We start from the raw sequence: 16,440 nt of genomic DNA, 5'->3' as shown, positions 1-16,440 counted from the left end.
GGGCGGCTTTTTTATTGGGATAAGCACATGGCATTCACTCAGGCGACCCTCGGCGTCATCGTCCAGCCCATTGGCGGTGAGGGCATGCGGTTTATCAGCTATCGCACCGACGATGGCCAGGCCACCGTCACCGCGACCGGCTATTTCGCCGGGGCCGGGGAGTACGGCGTCCGTGTCAACGATCTGATTTTCGTCTCTCCAATCGCGGCCGCCTTCGACCCCTACATTCTGGTTGTCGATTCCGTTGATACTGCGGGCGATGCCACCGGCACCATTGGCGACGATGAGATGCTCAAGAGCATTTATGATCCAAACGGCGACGGCATCTTTGCCATTGCGCAGGGCGGCACAAATGCATCAACGGCAGCGGGTGCACGCACCAATCTCGGCCTGGAGATCGGTACAGATGTGCAGGCATGGAATGCCGCACTGGACGACATCTCTGGGCTCGCCAAAACCGATAGCAACATCATCGTCGGGAATGGCACAAACTGGGTTGCGGAGAGCGGCGCGACGGCGCGGGCCAGTCTTGGACTGACAATTGGCACGGACGTACAGGCGTACGATGCCAACCTCACCACCCTTTCCTCCGGGACCACCACACTAGGCACCACCGGCCTTGCGCTGCTGGGTGCGGCGACCGATGACGCCGCAATTAATGTTCTTGACCAATTCACGCCATCCTACACGGGCGGCGTGGCCAGAACGCTCCGGTCGAAGATTGAGGAAATCCCGAGCGTCAAAGACTTCGGTGCTGTTGGCGATGGTGTTACAGACGATACGGCAGCATTTTCCGCCGCAGCGCAAGCGGCCGTCGCATTCGATACGCTGGGCCCACCGAACAATACCAGTACGGTTCCGCGCGCCGACACTTGCGCCGTTCGGGTTCCTGCAGGTGACTATAATCTGACGAGCTTGGTCGATGTCAACAACAAGAACGTCACTTGGATTTTGGATAATGGGGCAAGGTTTGCGGGCACCATTTCTGATTTCCTTAATGGCAGGACGATGCGACCGGGGGTCCATGTAACTCACGGCTACCCATACGGGATTTTGGATGATGCAGCCGGCTTCACTGTCACCTTTGGCGGAGGCTATTCGGATAAACCCAGCCCCATAACCGGCGTTGCCTCCCCGGCCGCCTTGGCTGATTACGCGCAACGGGACGGGGTAGCTCTGATAGGGGCAGCGTATTCACAGGCGGCTATCGCGGACAAATCCACAGCCAACTACACGTCGACCACAGCCACAATCGCCGCGCTAAGTGCGGATGAATTGCTTCGTCTCCGCAAAGGGACGGTTATCGAAACAAAGCACTCCCCTAAATATATCGGCGTCCTCGAAAGCTGGACTTCGACGGTCCTCACCGTCAAGGATGGTTGGTACGAGGCGCTTAACAGCGCGGCTGGCATCCAGACCCCGGCCAACGGAACAGGGCTGCTGGTCGGCGCGGTCAATAAGATTTGGGGCGCAAACTTTGTCACCAACCTGTCTCTAGCGGGTGTTTCCACCCAGGCGATAGGCGCAGAGATAAGCAACAGGAACCTGAAGGGGGCAAGTACCTCTACGGTTGATGACGCCACGAACCGCGTGTGGGGCTATCTGGCGGCGTCTGTTGCTGAGGGGACGGCGGATCACTTCAAGTCTCAAGCGGCGTTCGTGGCGCGCGGATGGTGGCACTACGGCTATGTGGCAGACAGCCAGGACGTTGGCTATTACTACAAGACCACCAGTGCGCTGAAAGAGGGCATTCGTCTTCGCTCCAATTTTGGAGGGACCGCTCTATATGTAGAAGACACCAGCAATGACCGTAGATGGTTGCTCAAGGGTACAGGGGACGTTGAGGCGGGCACGCCTACCACCGCCACAGGCTCGGGGCGCTACATCGCGTTTCACACCTCGGGCAACAATAGTGCCTACGACACACGTATCTTGGCGTCGGGCGGGTCGGCTACTCTTGGAATGGGAACCCTGACCTACAACGCCATCGACAATGTATTCGGAGGCGTCGTCCGCCCTACGCAGGACAACGTCAGGACTCTAGGCTCCGCTTCTTTCCGCTGGTCCGAGGTGTTCGCGGGTAATGCGACGATCAACACGTCTGACGAGCGAGAGAAGCAGGACATCGAGGCCGTACCTGACGAATGGCTCGACGCATGGGGTGATGTGCGGTGGTCTCGGTATAAGTGGAAACATGCCGTTGAGGAAAAGGGAGAAACTGCCCGTTGGCACGTTGGGCTGGTCGCACAGCAGATAGAGCGCGCCTTTGCTGCGCGTGGCCTCGATGCCTTTGAGATTGGCCTACTGTGTCGTGATCCAGTCATAGAAACGGCAATCGAAATCCGCCAAGAAGAACAGCACGTCTTCGAAGAAGTCGAAATCGACGGCCTTGTCGAAGAGGTGGTCGATGATCGCATCGTGCAACGCCGCACTAAAAAGACCGTGAGGCGTCCGAAGGAACGCACGTTGCCCGTTGTGGACGAGAGCGGCGTACCAGTAATGCATGATGAACTGGACGTAGAAGCGTCGACGCCTGATCACCGGGTCTACCGAAAAGTTCCACTTCTTAGCTCGGTGCCGGTGGTGGAGACTGTTGACGTTGAGGTGGAAGTTGAGCGCGAGACCGGAGAGTGGCGCTATGGCGTGCGCTATGAAGAGGCGCTTGCCTTGGAGGCTGCATGGACCAGGAGAGAGCTTTCCAGAACTTAGAAGCAGAGAAAGGCAACCCCTCCCAAATCAAGAAGCGTTGTGCCTTATCCGCCACTCCAGTAAAGCCGCTTCCATATCTCCTGTTGCGCCAACCCAACGCCAAAATTCCCTAAAGTCTTCCTCGGCACACTCAAGTTTAATGTGCATGACGTGCGTTTTATTCGAGAGAAAATAGCGAATGTTCTCCGTAATGGTTATAAGCATGTCGCGCGCTATCGCTAGATTTGGCCCCTCTTCTTCGTGACGGGATAATATCGACTGTCTATACGCTTGAGCGATGCTATTGCTACCAGGGGTCATGCGTTTTGCATGGCTTTCGGCTACAGCATCCAGATCGCGGGTAAGGTGGACATAAAAAGCACGGTCTCCATAAGCCGTTTCTAGTCGACCCAGCATCCAAGATAAGCGATTGTCCGCCTCTATATGGTGTTCTGGGTAGGTGAACTTATAGGGACCGAAGGCGCGCGCTCTGCCTTCATGGGCAGTCGTGAAGTTCGTCATGTGGCGACATGCTTTTATGAATGTGGTTGACCCGCAGCGTCCTGCGCAAAGGACAAATACATTGGTTGGTCTGTTCGACATATTTGCTCGTCACCCCCTATGTCGCACCGTCTGTCTTACTGCCATCTAGCAGGCAAATTCCCTATCCCACCACCCACACAAAAAATCAAGGACGCCCACACGATGGAAGCGAAAGACTTCTACCGCCTTGGGCTCTACGTGGCCATCGGCTTTGTCGGAGTAATGGCGATGATGGGCGTGGCGTTGCTTGTGCCGTCTGTTCTGCTGGTCGAGCTGCTATTCGGGTGAGGCTGGAATGACGTTTCTCGGGCATCTCTCCCGCATGGCAAACTGGCTTACGGGAGGGGAGTGGCCGCAGACATTGTGCGCCCGAATTGCTTACCGGTGGGGCGTTAATTGCGTGTTTTGCAAACTGGCATCACATCTCATCGAGCCCGATCATTGCGGCTCGGAACTGGAGTGGTGGCTCCTGCACAAGCATCGCAAGCCCTAATCCAAAAACCCAAGGATACCATTATGGATCGAGCGAAATTCTTCGCGGCGCTCCGGCGTCGTGAGAGCGGGGTGTTTGGCACGTCGCTATCGCAGGGACAGGTGCGGGGTACGGAGGCTATTCTGGATTCCTGCACCCGCAACCGTGTCACCGACCCGCACTACGTCGCCAACATCCTAGCACAGGTCTACCACGAGACGGGCGGCTATATGCTTCCCATCAAGGAAACGGTCTACGCCTCGCACAAGGACAAGAGCCCGTCCGACGCCACGGTTATCGCCCGGCTGGAAAGGGCATGGAAGGCCGGTCAGCTATCTTGGGTCAAGACGCCCTATTGGCGCGAAGGGTGGTTTGGCCGTGGCCCAATCCAGACAACCCACTACAAGAACTATCTCAAGATGGGTACGCGGCTTGGCGTGGATCTAATCAGGTATCCTGAGGAGCTTCTGAAGCCGCGCACGGGTGCGGATAGCGCTGTGATCGGCATGGCCGAGGGCCTCTACACCGGTCGCAAGCTTTCCGATTATGCCTTCCCGGAAGATCTATCGGCACCTCCGGCCCACCACCCACGCCGGATCGTCAACGGCAAGGATGGAACGGACGGCGATATCGCCAAATATCACCGTGCTTTCCACTCTGCCCTGACGGCCGCCGGCCATTCAGCACAGAAAGCACCCGCCAGCACGCGCGAGCCCCTTCCGCCGCTCCCGGACACCCCGGAACCCGAAACGCCGCCAACGGGCAAGTCTGGCGGAAAGAGCGGCATCGTCGCCCTTGTCGCCGTCATCGGCACGTCTCTCGCGCTGTTCTGGGACAAGATCACTGCACTCATCGAAAGGTTATTCTGATGCTAGCGAAGTTGAAAGGCTGGCGCACGCTTATTGCGAATGCGCTCATGGCGATTTTGCCCATTATGGAACTGACGGAATTCCGCGACGTCCTGCCGGACGTTTGGGTTCCGTACTATGCCCTCTTCGTTGTGCTCGCCAACATGTGGCTACGCAAGATCACGACGACGCCAGTGGGTGAGCGCTACTGATGTTCGGCGCCATCCTATCTTGGCTGACTGGCGGTGGTATTGCCGCCATAGGCCGAGAGCTTAACCGCGCTTACGAAGCACGGTTGCGCGCACAGAACGATTCCGAGCGCATCGAGGCCGACAAACTCATTACCCAACTTCAAGCTCGTCAGGCCGTCCTCGCAGCCGAGCAGGGCTCATGGATGACACGCTGGATAAGGCCGGCATTTGCGGCTCCGTTCGTGATCTATGACGCAAAAATCGTCGTGTGGGACAAGGTTCTCGGGTGGGGAACAACTGACGCGCTCTCACCGGAGTTTTGGCAACTCCAGATGATTGTGTTCGGCGCCTACTTCCTGACGCGTCCTTTCGAGAGGAGGCGCTGATGACCGCCGACGAGCGCGAGAGAATTGCCCGCCTTGAGGTCCACGTCTCCAACTTGAGCGACGACCTCTTGAAGATGTCCTCCAAGGTTGACGAGATGCATGGCTTCCTCATGCAGGCCCGTGGGGCCCGGTGGGCCATCATCGCCATGGCATCGGTCGGCGGCTTCGCTGCCGGCACAGCCGCCAAATTCCTTCCATTCATCAAAGGATAGGCGAATGCCCACACCCCGGCTCCGCGCGGACGATCCGCGTGTTGTGCGTGCCCTTGAGATTTGGGACAGCCTTGGGAGACCGCGCTATTCAGACGTTGCCGAAGCTCTTGGTATCGAATGGAAGAAGGCCCAACGCTGGATACAATGCGGGTTGGATGCCCGTAATCACGGGCCCGCCCAAGACGCATACGCCCCGGATATCGGCGACCTCGGAAGCAGTAAGCCCCGCGTCCGGGTGCGAGCATATAATCCAATGGCCGCCAGAGACTTACCGTCCCGGCGCGTCGTCGTCATAGGTGATATGCATCGCAGGCCCGGCATGGAGATAGAACCCATGCGCTGGATAGGGCGCTATGTGGCAGAAACGCGCCCGGACAACGTTATCCAGATTGGCGATTTCTTCGACATGGAGAGCTGTGAGTTCCACAGCGCACCAGGATCAGCGAGCCAGCAGCAGCGCCCGGCATTTCAGGAGGACATCGAATCTGGCGAGGAATCGCTTGATGAGTATCATCGAGAGGTTGGCATCGGTGAAATCCCGCATGACGTGGTGCTGGGCAATCACGAGTTCCGCGTCTGGCGTTTGGAGGAAGCCGCACCGAACCTCAAGGGCACATTGACACTCCAGCTTGATCAGTTCTTCGCCCGCTATCGATGGCGCGTGACGCCGTACCGGCACTGGCTGTTCATGGAGGGTGTAGGCTTCACCCACGTGCCTATCAGCATCATGGGCAAGCCCATCGGAGGCCGCTACCCGGAGCAGAACATCGGCAACCAGAGTACGCACTCCATCGTTTTTGGCCATACCCACCGGTGGAACCACGTCACGGTGCCGAAGATAGGCATCAACAACTCCATCACCGTCACCAACGTGGGGTCTGCGATGCCCTATGGCTATATCCCCAAATATGCAGATGGGGCGACCACCGGATACTCCTATGGAGTGGCTGAGCTTCGCCTGAGTGGCGGTCGTGTTGAGGGCTCCAATTTCCTTTCAATGCTCGACCTTCAGGAGCGCTATAAGTGAGCGATATTGCAACAGAGACGTTCGGCCCGCTTGAAGACCACACTGTCATGCGAGCTACCGATATAGCATCCAGAGCGGCAGAGCTTGTCGGCGGAGATAGGGACCGCCAACACGGGGCCAAGAGGGACAACTTCGACCGCATCGCCACCATGTGGAACGCATGGCTTCATACCCGCAAGGAACCCGGTGCAGACCTATCGGCCCACGACGTGGGTATCATGATGGTTCTCATGAAGGTTGCACGCACGCAGTCGGGCGACCTCAACTTGGATGATTACGTGGACATGGCGGGCTATGCCTCATGTGCCGGCGAGGTGGCCCAGCAATGAACGTCTACCTGAGCGGCCCTATGCGAGGTCACGACGACCTGAACTATCCCGCATTCAATGCGGCTGCTGAGCAGCTTCGCGCGACCGGGTATTTCGTGTTCAACCCCGCAGAAAGCAGTCCCCTTAATGCCGGCATTCGTGAGTGCTTCGCCATTGATGTAGCGTGGATATGCGCTCATGCTGATGCTATTGCCATGCTTCCCGGCTGGGAGAACTCCAAGGGGGCGAAGGCAGAACTAGCGTTGTCCGAAGCCCTCGGGCACGAGGTAATCTACCTCTAACCCCAAGCCTCCCACACCGCCACCCCGACCGCAAAGAGCGCGGCTAGGGCTAGGATGAGGGGGATGTTTGATTCAGTGGGGCGCATTGCTCTATCGGGCTCATCTTTTTCCCGTCCCAAATGTGCGGAGGGAAGTCGGGGTGAACGATGATAAGATTGCCCTTGAAGCGGATGGCCGATGCGCCTCCTGCGTTTTGCACCCTTTCCCGAAGTAGCGCATTCTCTGTGATTAGTGCGTCTAGAATGGGCTGTACCCGTACATCGACTTCGACCACTCCATCTTCCGGTGTTTCACTCATCTCTCTCCACTCCCTTTGCGCGCCAGTGCAAGCGCTGCGTCGATCTGCTCGATGACAGGTTCAAACGGGCCATCACTGACAATCTGCTTTCGTGCCGCCTCCAAAGCCGCCACAAGCGCGTCGATGGTGTCGGCGGCTTCGCCCAGTAGAGGGTAGCCCTTTTCCGGTATTGATGCCTCTTGACGCAACTGTTCGCTAATCGTGCTCATCTCTCTCCACTCCTATTCCTTGTGCGGAACACGCGTTACACAAGGCTATCAGAAATGGCCCTTGATAAGGCCTCACGTTCCACATAAAAGCGTTTCCATTCAACGGGGGCGGCATTCCGGGCGAGGCCTCCAGTTTTAACATTGACGGTGCGGCAGCGCCCGCACCTTTGAGGGGAAAGGGAGCGCGCTCGGCGCGCCGGAGACGGGAACGAGGGTGATGAACGCCGATTTTTCCGTGCAGCGCGCCAAGATGATCGAGGGCCAGCTTCGCACGCGCGACGTGACCAACGTGCCGCTTCTCGAGGCGGTTCGCGAAATTCCCCGCGAGGCCTTCGTGCCCAGCCGGCGCCGCAGTCTTGCCTATATCGACGAAGATCTGGAAGTCTCGGCGGCTACCGAGGGCCAGCCGGCGCGCTATCTCATGGAGCCGGCGCAGTTCGGACGGCTGGTGCAGCTTGCCGGCGTGAAGCCGTCGGACCTCGTTCTCGATGTCGGTTGCGCGACCGGCTACTCGACCGCCGTCATCTCCCGGATCGCGAGCTTCGTGGTGGCGCTGGAGTGCGATCCGGCCTTGGCCGAGATCGCCGCCTCCACCCTCGCCGATCTCGACTGCGTCAACGTTACGGTCGTCACCGGCCCGCTGGAGAAAGGGCACCCGAGCGAAGCGCCCTACGACGTCATCTTCATTGGCGGCGCCGTGGAAACCGTGCCTGAGGCGATTCTCGACCAGTTGGGCGAGGGCGGCCGCCTGGTCGCGGTGGTCGGCCATGGCAATGCGGCGCGGGCGCATCTGTTCGTCAAGGAGGACGGGGTGTTATCATCGCGGGAGGAGTTCAATGCCGCGGTGAAGCCGCTGCCGGGCTTCGAGCTGGAGAAAGGATTTGTTTTTTGAGAGGCGGCCTGTTGCGCATGCGCAACGGATTTGATCGAGCTTATGATGTAACGTCTTGCTCGTAAAACCGGAATCATGCGGTTTGCCCGCGTGCCCCGGGGGGTGCTCAGGCCGCAAAGGCCCAGAAAACAAGCCGTACGGGCACGAGAGGCCTGTGCGAAGCACAATGTGAGGTTGGTCGTGCCGTTCTTTCGCCGTTGCTTGCTCCCTGTTCTTGCTGTCTCAGCCCTTGTTCTCGCTCCCGTCCCGGCCAGCGCCGAAACAATCGAGGGGGCCCTCGCCAAGGCTTACCAGAACAATTCCAGTCTCAACGCCTCACGCGCCGGCGTCCGCGTTACCGACGAGGACGTGGCGATTGCCAAATCGGGTTTGCGGCCGCGTATCTCGGCAACCGGCTCTTTGCAACTGAGCAGTACCGGCGGCACGGAAATCCGCACCGGTGAGTTCGGCATCAACCTGCAGCAACCGATCTTCGACGGCTTTCAGACGCGCAACAATGTGCGTGCGGCGGAAGCTCAGGTGCGCGCCGCCAACGAATCGCTGCGCAACGAGGAATTGAACACCCTGTTCGACGCGGCGAGCGCTTACATGGATGTCATCCGCGACCGCCAGATCTCCGTGTTCAGGGCCCGCAACCTCGAATTCCTGGAAGAGCAGGTGCGCTCGGCGCGCTCGCGTTTCGAGGTGGGCGAGGGTACACGCACCGACGTGGCCCAGGCCGAGGCAAGCCGGCAGGCCGCCCTGGCGCAACTTTCGGCGGCGCGCGCCCAAGTTGCGGCGAGTGCGGCGACCTATCGGGAACTGGTGGGCGAGGAGCCCGGCACGCTGAAGACCCCGAGCCCGCTGACGAGGCTTCTGCCGTCGAGCCTGGAACAGGCGGTGGGGTTGGCGCTCGCGCAGCATCCGGCCGTCATCGCGAGGCAGCATCAGGTGGACGCGGCGGCTTTCTCCGTGAAGGCGACGGAAGGTGCCCTTCTGCCGCAATTGTCGGCGACCGGCAACGTGGGGACGAGCTACTCCGACTCGAGCCCCACGCGCATTCAGGACGGAACCACCAATTCCGCCTCCATCGGCCTCAGCCTGACGGTGCCCATCTACCAGGGTGGTGAGAACTCAGCGCGGGTCCGCCAGTCGAAGGAATCGCTCGGCCAGGCGCGCATCAACGTCGATGTGACCCGTGACACCGTGCGCCAGGCCATCACATCGGCCTGGACCCAGTACCGTGCGGCGGTCGAGAGCGTGTCGGCCAACCGGGAACTGGTCAATGCCGCGCAGCTTGCCCTCAACGGCGTCATAGAGGAGCGCGACGTAGGACAGCGTACCACGCTCGATGTGCTGGATGCTCAGGCCGATGTCATCGACGCGCAGATCGATCTCTTGGAGGCCCAGCGGAACGTGGTGGTGGCCAGCTATGCCATCGTCTCGGCCATGGGGCAGCTTTCGCCGAGCCAGCTTGGCCTTCAGGTTGCCACTTATCGGCCGGAAGAGCATTACAACGCGGTCAAGGACAAGTGGTTCGGCCTGCGTACGCCGGACGGGCGGTGATGCGGTCGGGCAGTCCCGGCAACTTCTGTGTGAAAGAACCGTAAATCCGCGTTGAGGGATTCTCACCCGCGCAAGCCTTCGTTACCCTTGTGTGGTGATTCGCAAGGACGTTCTGTCCGCGACACAGCGGTCGGATGATCGGCGGGGCAGACAAAGTGGCGGAATTATCGGCAATGGCACAGGCAGGCAGCGCGCAGCGCGAACCCTCGATGGAGGAGATACTCGCTTCGATCCGGCGCATCATCGAGGATGGCGAATCCGGACATAAGGACGTCAAATCCGAGGCGGACGGCGCCGGCGAGGTCGAAGCCTTCCGCGATGAATTGAAGCCGGCCGCCACGCCGCAGCCGGAACCGGTTGCGGAAAAGAAGGCCCCGGAAGCGAAGAACGAGACCGGCCGGGCTTTCGAATGGCTCCAGCCGGAAAGCCGGCAGCCAGATGCCGCCCCGGCGGACGAGACCGGCGGCGAGGAACCGAAGGCCGCCGCGCCACGTCCGCTCGATACGTCCGGGTCGTCGCAGTCGCCGATGGGCGAGCCTGCGCCGCAAGCGGCGACGCCTGCCCCCCGGCCTTCCGGAGACAGCCGCCCGGCCATTCTATCGGAAGTGTCCGGCCGCAAGGTCGCGGCCGCCTTCGAGGAGCTCAGCGAGGCCTTCGAGGCAAGCCGCCGCAAGAGCCTTGGCGAGGCCGCCGAAGAAATGCTGCGGCCGATGCTGCAGGAATGGCTCGACAACAATCTGCCGCAACTGGTGGAAAGACTGGTGCGCGAAGAGATCGAGCGCGTGGCCCGCGGGACGTAGGGCGGGTCATCCTTCGTCATCCCGGGCTCCGGTTTTCGAGCCGATGCGCTAGCCTTCCGCCTGTCCCGCGCCAGTGGCGGTTGACTTGCTCGGACCCTTCGGCTTTACACCGGGCACCGATAAATACGCCGGCAAGCGCGGACATCCCTCATGCTTGAAAAGACCTATGACGCCGCGGGCGTCGAGACGAAAATCGCCGAACGCTGGGAAGAGGCGGGCGCCTTCTCCGCCGGCGCCGGGGCCGAACCCGGCGCCGAAACCTTCACCATCGTCATTCCGCCGCCCAATGTGACCGGCTCGCTGCACATCGGCCACGCGCTCAACAACACGCTGCAGGACATCATGGTGCGCTTCGAGCGCATGCGCGGCAAGAACGTCCTATGGCAGCCGGGCATGGATCATGCCGGGATCGCCACGCAGATGGTGGTCGAGCGGCAGCTGATGGAGCGCCAGATGAACCGGCGCAAGCTCGGCCGCGAGAAGTTCATCGAGAAGGTCTGGGAGTGGAAGGAGGAGTCGGGCGGCGCCATCATGAACCAGTTGAAGCGCCTCGGCGCCTCCTGCGACTGGGACCGTGAGCGCTTCACCATGGACGAGGGGCTTTCGAAGGCCGTTCTCGAAGTCTTCATCACGCTTTACAAGCAGGGGCTCATCTACCGCGACAAGCGGCTGGTCAACTGGGACCCGAAGCTCCTCACGGCGATCTCCGATCTGGAGGTGGAGCAGGTCGAGGTCAACGGCCATCTCTGGCATTTCCGCTATCCGATCGAAGGCATGGCCTTCGACCCCGAGGACCAGAGAACCTATCTCACCGTCGCCACGACGCGGCCCGAGACAATGCTGGGCGACACCGCCGTCGCGGTGAACCCGGACGACGAGCGCTACAAGCACCTGGTCGGCAAGAACGTCATCCTGCCCATCGTCGGGCGGAGGATACCCATCGTCGCCGACGAATATTCCGACCCGGAAAAGGGCAGCGGTGCGGTGAAGATCACGCCGGCGCACGACTTCAACGACTTCGAGGTCGGCAAGCGGCACCGCCTGCGCGCGATCAATGTCATGACCGCCGAAGCGGCCATCGATATCCTGGAGAACGAGGATTTCCTCGAAGGCCTCGAGCCGAACGAGATGCAGCGCGGCGTGTGGCAGCAGTTGCACGGGCTCGACCGGTTCGAGGCGCGCAAGCTGATCGTCAGGATCATGGAAGAGGGCGGGCTGGTCGGCAAGATCGAAGACCACGTCCACATGGTGCCGCACGACGAAAAGTCGAAATCGACGATCATCGAGCCATTTCTCACCGACCAGTGGTACGTCGACGCCAAGACGCTCGCCAAGCCGGCGATCGAATCGGTGCGCGCCGGACGCACCGCCTTCGTGCCGAAGAACTGGGAGAAAACCTACTTCGAGTGGATGGAGAACATCCAGCCCTGGTGCATCTCGCGCCAGCTCTGGTGGGGACACCGGATCCCGGCCTGGTACGGCCCTGACGGGCAGGTCTTCGTCGAGAGGGATGAAGAGACGGCCCTGGAAGCGGCGATCCAGCACTACATCGCCCTTGAAGGTCCGTGGAAGGCCTGGGTGGAGGAGAAGCTCGAGAATTTCGCACCCGGCGACATCCTGACCCGCGACGAGGACGTGCTGGATACCTGGTTCTCGTCTGCCTTGTGGCCTTTCTCGACGCTCGGCTGGCCGGACAAGACGCCGGCGCTCAAGACCTATTATCCGACCTCCGTTCTCGTTACCGGGTTCGACATCATCTTCTTCTGGGTCGCCCGCATGATGATGATGAGCCTGCATTTCATGGACGAGGAGCCGTTCCACACGGTCTATGTCCATGCGCTGGTGCGCGACAAGCACGGCGCCAAGATGTCGAAGTCGAAGGGCAACGTCATCGACCCGCTGGAACTGATCGATGAGTACGGCGCCGACGCGCTGCGCTTCACGCTGGCCATCATGGCCGCCCAGGGGCGCGACGTGAAGCTCGACCCGGCGCGGGTGGCGGGCTACCGCAACTTCGGCACCAAGCTGTGGAACGCCACGCGCTTCGCGCAAATGAACGGCGTTGCGGGCGATGCCGCATTCCGGCCGGAGAACGCCAAGCTGGCGATCAATCGCTGGATATTGACGGAGCTGACGAAGGCTGCCGCGGCGGTTACCGAGGGCATCACCTCCTACCGCTTCAACGAGGCGGCGGGGGCGGCCTACCGTTTCGTCTGGAGCCTGTTCTGCGATTGGTATCTGGAACTGCTGAAGCCCGTCTTTTCCGGGAAGGACGAGGCGGCCAAGGCCGAGGCGCGGGCTTGCGCCGCCTATGTGCTGGACGATATCTACAAGCTTCTCCACCCCATGATGCCGTTCATGACGGAGGAATTGTGGGCGCTGACGGCGGGCGAGGGCGGCCGTGACGACCTCCTGGCCCTGACGCGCTGGCCGCAGCCGGATTTCGAGGACGACGAGGCGGCAGCCGACATCAACTGGCTGGTCGAGCTCGTCTCCGGCATCCGTTCCGTGCGCGCCGAGATGAACGTGCCGCCTGCATCCGTGGCGCCGCTGATCGCCGTCGGTGCCGACGAGACGACGCGGGCGCGTCTTGCCCGCCACGATCCGGCCATCCGGCGGCTGGCGCGCGTCGGCGAGGTGGGCTTTGCCGGAGAAGCGCCGAAGGGTTCGGCACAGATCCTGCTGGGCGAGGCGACTTTCTGCCTGCCGCTCGGCGACCTCATCGACCTTACGGCCGAGGTTGCGCGGCTGGAGAAGGAAATCGCCAAGATGGCGGGCGAGGTCCAGCGCCTGGAAAAGAAGCTCGGCAATGACAAGTTCGTCGCCAATGCGCCGGAGGAGATCGTCGCCGCCGAGCGTGAGAAGCTGGCCGAGTTTGGCGAGGCCAGGGCGCGGCTGGACGCCGCCCTGGCGCGCGTGCGCGAGGCGGGCTGAGCGCCCGCCCGCGGGCCGGGCCGATTCGTCCCGGCCCCTCCGCGAGGGTCCCGAAAGCTCAAAAGAGGTAGTGCGTAGCCGCCTCTTCCTCCGTTAGTTCATCTTTTTGGAGAGATGTCACGTTTTTGCAACAGCGGCTTTCGCGGCCGGCGTTTGTTGCTGAAAAACGGCTGATTTGCGGCCAAAATGGGCATGACCTCGCCACGTTTTGCACCGCCGCAGCATCTCTTATCCGCCAAAATGGGGCTTACGTACAGGTAAGAGCTGGCCTTCTCCCGCTGCGCGACGCGCGAAGTTAATTGTCTGCGATAACAGCCTTGTTATCCTGCCTTCACAAGAGCGCTTAAAGGTAAGGGAGGGTCCTCGTAATGCGTTTCAGTCTTTTTGGATATTCGGCTATGGGTGTCGTCCTCATGGCCGCGAGTGCCCAGGCGGGCGGTTTTTCCCGCGGCACGGCGGACACGGATATCCTCTACGAGGACGGGAATTTCAATTTCCGGGCCGGCGCGACGATTGTGATGCCGGGACACGAATTCACGGCCGATCCGGTTATGCAGGCCCCCGGCACAAGTGTTGTAGGGAGCGACTACCTCGACACCTACATGATCCCCTCAGCCGCGGTAAAGTTCAAGATCACCGACAACCTCTCTTGCGCGGGGACATTCACGACGCCGTACGGTGCGGCTTCAAGCTATTCGGCGCCATACGGCCCGAAGGGTACGGTGGAGGAAACCTTCACGGTGGCTGAGTTCGGCGGGACCTGTGCTGCTTTCGTCGAGATGGGACGGGGCCGTCTGTCAGTCCTGGGCGGCGGTTTTATCGAGCGTTTCAGCTACGATTTAGCGTCCAATCCGATAGTACCTCCGTTCTCGGGGGCGCCGCTCGCGATGGAACTGACCAGCAATGCTTATGGATGGCGCGCCGGCTTGGGCTATGAAATTCCAGATATCGCCCTCCGCGCTCAGGTCATGTACCGCTCGGCAACAAGCCATGACGCCTCGGGCTTTGCGACGAGCCCGCTATTCGAAGCGCTCGGTGCCCCCGGCGGCATACTTCCGGCAACGGGTTCCGGTGAGTTACCGCAGAGTGTGGAGTTCAAGTTGCAGACGGGCATCGCCCCTGGGTGGCTGGCCTTTGGATCGGTGAAATGGACCGACTGGTCGGTGAACGAACAGTTGATCGTCTCCGCTGGGCCGGTAGACAGTGCCAATCTCTACCACTGGAAAGACGGCTGGACGATCACCGGCGGTGTGGGCCATGCGTTCAACGAGCGCGTTTCCGGTGTAGTCAGCCTGCAATGGGACCAGGGTGTCTCGACTGGCTACGATTACCGCAGCGAAAAGTGGATGCTAGCCTCGGGCGTCAGCCTCAAGGATGATTTGGGCGGGGAATTGCGGCTCGGCGGGGCCTTGGTCTATTTGACCTCGGCCGAGATCACCGGCGCTGGCGCGCCGGATTTTGGCGCTGCCGTGGATAACGGCTGGGCCGGCATCCTCTCGGCCTCCTACAAGGTGAAATGGTAATACCGCGGCAGATCCGTTCGATCTGTATCTCGACCCGGCCTTCGTGCCGGGTCTTTCTTGTACGGCGAGCGGCCGGAAGTTGCGGCAAACTGCGCCGAAGGGCTTGAAACCGAAGCCAAACTACCGCAGATAGATGGGGTATGTCACCCGGGCCGGGCCCCTCTGGCAGGCAAGGCGTTGCCTGTGATGTCGGACCGATCGACAACGCGCTCACGCGGCGCAACCTTCAACCTAACAAATGACATTGCATGATTGGCTGTGGCCCGGCTTCCTGGCGTTTGTCGCCATTATTCTCTTTGTCGACCTTTTCGTTCTTCACCGCCGGGATCACGTCATCTCGACGTCCGGGGCGTGCCGTACGGTGGGCGCCTATGTGGGACTGGCGATGCTGTTCGCCGGCGGGGTGTTCGCCTTTGCCGGCGCGGACCGGGGAGCCGAGTTCCTTACCGGCTATCTGATCGAGCAGGCGCTCTCCCTCGACAACATCTTCGTCATCGCGCTCATCTTCACCTATTTCAAGGTGCCGGCGGAAGCCCAGTACCGGGTGCTGTTCTACGGCATCGTCGGCGCCATCGTCATGCGGCTGTCGCTCATCGTGCCGGGCGTGAAGCTGGTGGACCAGTTCCACGTGGTGGCCATGGCGCTGGGCGGGCTCCTCATCTTCTCCGGCTTCAAGATGATGACGAGCGGCGACGACATGGTCGACCCCGGCGAAAGCTTCGCCGTCAAGTTGCTCATGCGCACCGGCCGCGTCACGCCGGAATATGACGGGGCGAGGTTCCTCACCCGCCGTAACGGCCTTCTCTACATGACGCCGCTCTTTGTCGTGCTGGTGACGGTCGAGATCACCGACCTGGTCTTTGCCGTGGACTCCATTCCGGCGGTACTGGCGGTTTCAAACGATGCCTTTATCGTCTTTTCCTCCAATGTCTTCGCCATCCTCGGCCTGCGCGCGCTGTTCTTCGTGCTGTCGGGTATGCTGCGCACGTTCCGCCACCTGAAGACCGGGCTGTCGCTGGTTCTCGTCTTCATCGGCCTGAAGATGCTGTTTGCCCAATATATCGAGATCCCCTCGATGGTGGCGCTCGGCGTGACCGCGCTCATTATCGGCGCCTCGGTGGTGGCCTCCATACTGCATCGCGAGGAGAGCTCCGAGACGGAGCGTTAACCCGCGTCCTATCTGCCGATCCGCTATCAAAATGTTGCGGATCGGCAACACTTTCTCAAGATGCTATGCGCTAGAACTGTGCGGGGACGATACG

Annotated in this window: 17 protein-coding genes; 15 read left to right on the top strand and 2 right to left on the bottom strand. The window is 60.9% G+C overall.

Going from position 1 to position 16,440, the window contains the following annotated elements; all coding sequences use genetic code 11:
* The first annotated feature begins 27 nt into the window (after positions 1-27).
* On the top strand, positions 28-2,709 hold the full coding sequence (locus tag GM910_RS02410) for a tail fiber domain-containing protein (protein WP_159585907.1): 2,682 nt from the start codon (positions 28-30) through the stop codon (positions 2,707-2,709).
* 27 nt (positions 2,710-2,736) lie between these two features.
* Here GM910_RS02410 and GM910_RS02405 read toward each other — a convergent pair whose 3' ends face one another.
* A complete protein-coding gene (locus GM910_RS02405) occupies positions 2,737-3,210 on the bottom strand; it encodes a hypothetical protein (protein WP_246225827.1) in 474 nt (157 codons plus the stop codon).
* A 183-nt stretch (positions 3,211-3,393) separates the two neighbouring features.
* Between GM910_RS02405 and GM910_RS27560 the strand changes: the two genes are divergently transcribed.
* The 8 genes from GM910_RS27560 to GM910_RS02370 all read left to right on the top strand — a co-directional run bounded on the left by GM910_RS27560 (position 3,394) and on the right by GM910_RS02370 (position 6,977).
* Complete coding sequence (locus GM910_RS27560; RefSeq protein ID WP_281354856.1) at positions 3,394-3,519, top strand: hypothetical protein; 126 nt, start codon at positions 3,394-3,396, stop codon at positions 3,517-3,519.
* A 228-nt stretch (positions 3,520-3,747) separates the two neighbouring features.
* Positions 3,748-4,572, top strand: a complete 825-nt coding sequence (locus GM910_RS02400) for a hypothetical protein (RefSeq protein ID WP_159585905.1) — start codon at positions 3,748-3,750, stop codon at positions 4,570-4,572.
* Positions 4,572-4,763 carry a hypothetical protein gene (locus GM910_RS02395; protein WP_159585904.1) on the top strand — a complete coding sequence of 64 codons (192 nt, stop codon included), beginning with the start codon at positions 4,572-4,574 and terminating at the stop codon, positions 4,761-4,763. The genes GM910_RS02400 and GM910_RS02395 overlap by 1 nt, the downstream gene beginning before the upstream one ends.
* The gene (locus GM910_RS02390; RefSeq protein ID WP_159585903.1) at positions 4,763-5,128 is read left to right on the top strand and encodes a hypothetical protein; all 366 of its coding nucleotides are present in this window, start codon (positions 4,763-4,765) and stop codon (positions 5,126-5,128) included. Before GM910_RS02395 ends, GM910_RS02390 begins: the two co-directional genes overlap by 1 nt.
* The gene (locus tag GM910_RS02385) at positions 5,128-5,340 is read left to right on the top strand and encodes a hypothetical protein (RefSeq protein ID WP_159585902.1); all 213 of its coding nucleotides are present in this window, start codon (positions 5,128-5,130) and stop codon (positions 5,338-5,340) included. Before GM910_RS02390 ends, GM910_RS02385 begins: the two co-directional genes overlap by 1 nt.
* Before the next feature lie 4 nt (positions 5,341-5,344).
* Positions 5,345-6,367: a metallophosphoesterase gene (locus GM910_RS02380; protein WP_343032953.1), complete on the top strand. Its 1,023-nt coding sequence runs from the start codon at positions 5,345-5,347 to the stop codon at positions 6,365-6,367.
* Positions 6,364-6,696: a DUF6378 domain-containing protein gene (locus GM910_RS02375; protein WP_159585900.1), complete on the top strand. Its 333-nt coding sequence runs from the start codon at positions 6,364-6,366 to the stop codon at positions 6,694-6,696. The genes GM910_RS02380 and GM910_RS02375 overlap by 4 nt, the downstream gene beginning before the upstream one ends.
* Positions 6,693-6,977 (top strand): DUF4406 domain-containing protein, encoded by a 285-nt coding sequence (locus GM910_RS02370; RefSeq protein ID WP_159585899.1) that lies wholly within the window; start codon positions 6,693-6,695, stop codon positions 6,975-6,977. Before GM910_RS02375 ends, GM910_RS02370 begins: the two co-directional genes overlap by 4 nt.
* Before the next feature lie 294 nt (positions 6,978-7,271).
* On the opposite strand, the gene GM910_RS02365 is transcribed toward GM910_RS02370, so the two are convergent.
* On the bottom strand, positions 7,272-7,484 hold the full coding sequence (locus GM910_RS02365) for a hypothetical protein (protein WP_159585898.1): 213 nt from the start codon (positions 7,482-7,484) through the stop codon (positions 7,272-7,274).
* Between the two features lie 217 nt (positions 7,485-7,701).
* Here GM910_RS02365 and GM910_RS02360 point away from each other — a divergent pair, with 217 nt between their 5' ends.
* The 6 genes from GM910_RS02360 to GM910_RS02335 all read left to right on the top strand — a co-directional run bounded on the left by GM910_RS02360 (position 7,702) and on the right by GM910_RS02335 (position 16,346).
* Positions 7,702-8,376: a protein-L-isoaspartate O-methyltransferase family protein gene (locus GM910_RS02360; protein ID WP_159585897.1), complete on the top strand. Its 675-nt coding sequence runs from the start codon at positions 7,702-7,704 to the stop codon at positions 8,374-8,376.
* 180 nt (positions 8,377-8,556) lie between these two features.
* On the top strand, positions 8,557-9,921 hold the full coding sequence (locus GM910_RS02355; protein ID WP_246225825.1) for a TolC family outer membrane protein: 1,365 nt from the start codon (positions 8,557-8,559) through the stop codon (positions 9,919-9,921).
* 173 nt (positions 9,922-10,094) lie between these two features.
* Positions 10,095-10,721 carry a PopZ family protein gene (locus GM910_RS02350; RefSeq protein WP_159585895.1) on the top strand — a complete coding sequence of 209 codons (627 nt, stop codon included), beginning with the start codon at positions 10,095-10,097 and terminating at the stop codon, positions 10,719-10,721.
* Between the two features lie 150 nt (positions 10,722-10,871).
* Complete coding sequence (locus tag GM910_RS02345) at positions 10,872-13,655, top strand: valine--tRNA ligase (protein ID WP_159585893.1); 2,784 nt, start codon at positions 10,872-10,874, stop codon at positions 13,653-13,655.
* Between the two features lie 398 nt (positions 13,656-14,053).
* Positions 14,054-15,178 (top strand): OmpP1/FadL family transporter, encoded by a 1,125-nt coding sequence (locus GM910_RS02340; protein ID WP_246225824.1) that lies wholly within the window; start codon positions 14,054-14,056, stop codon positions 15,176-15,178.
* 238 nt (positions 15,179-15,416) lie between these two features.
* Positions 15,417-16,346: a TerC family protein gene (locus GM910_RS02335; RefSeq protein ID WP_246225823.1), complete on the top strand. Its 930-nt coding sequence runs from the start codon at positions 15,417-15,419 to the stop codon at positions 16,344-16,346.
* Positions 16,347-16,440 lie beyond the last annotated feature (94 nt).

This window comes from Chelativorans xinjiangensis (assembly GCF_009812055.1).
GTDB lineage: Bacteria > Pseudomonadota > Alphaproteobacteria > Rhizobiales > Rhizobiaceae > Chelativorans > Chelativorans xinjiangense.
The sequence above is the reverse complement of the archived record's forward strand: the minus strand, read 5'-3'. Positions and strand labels throughout refer to the sequence as shown.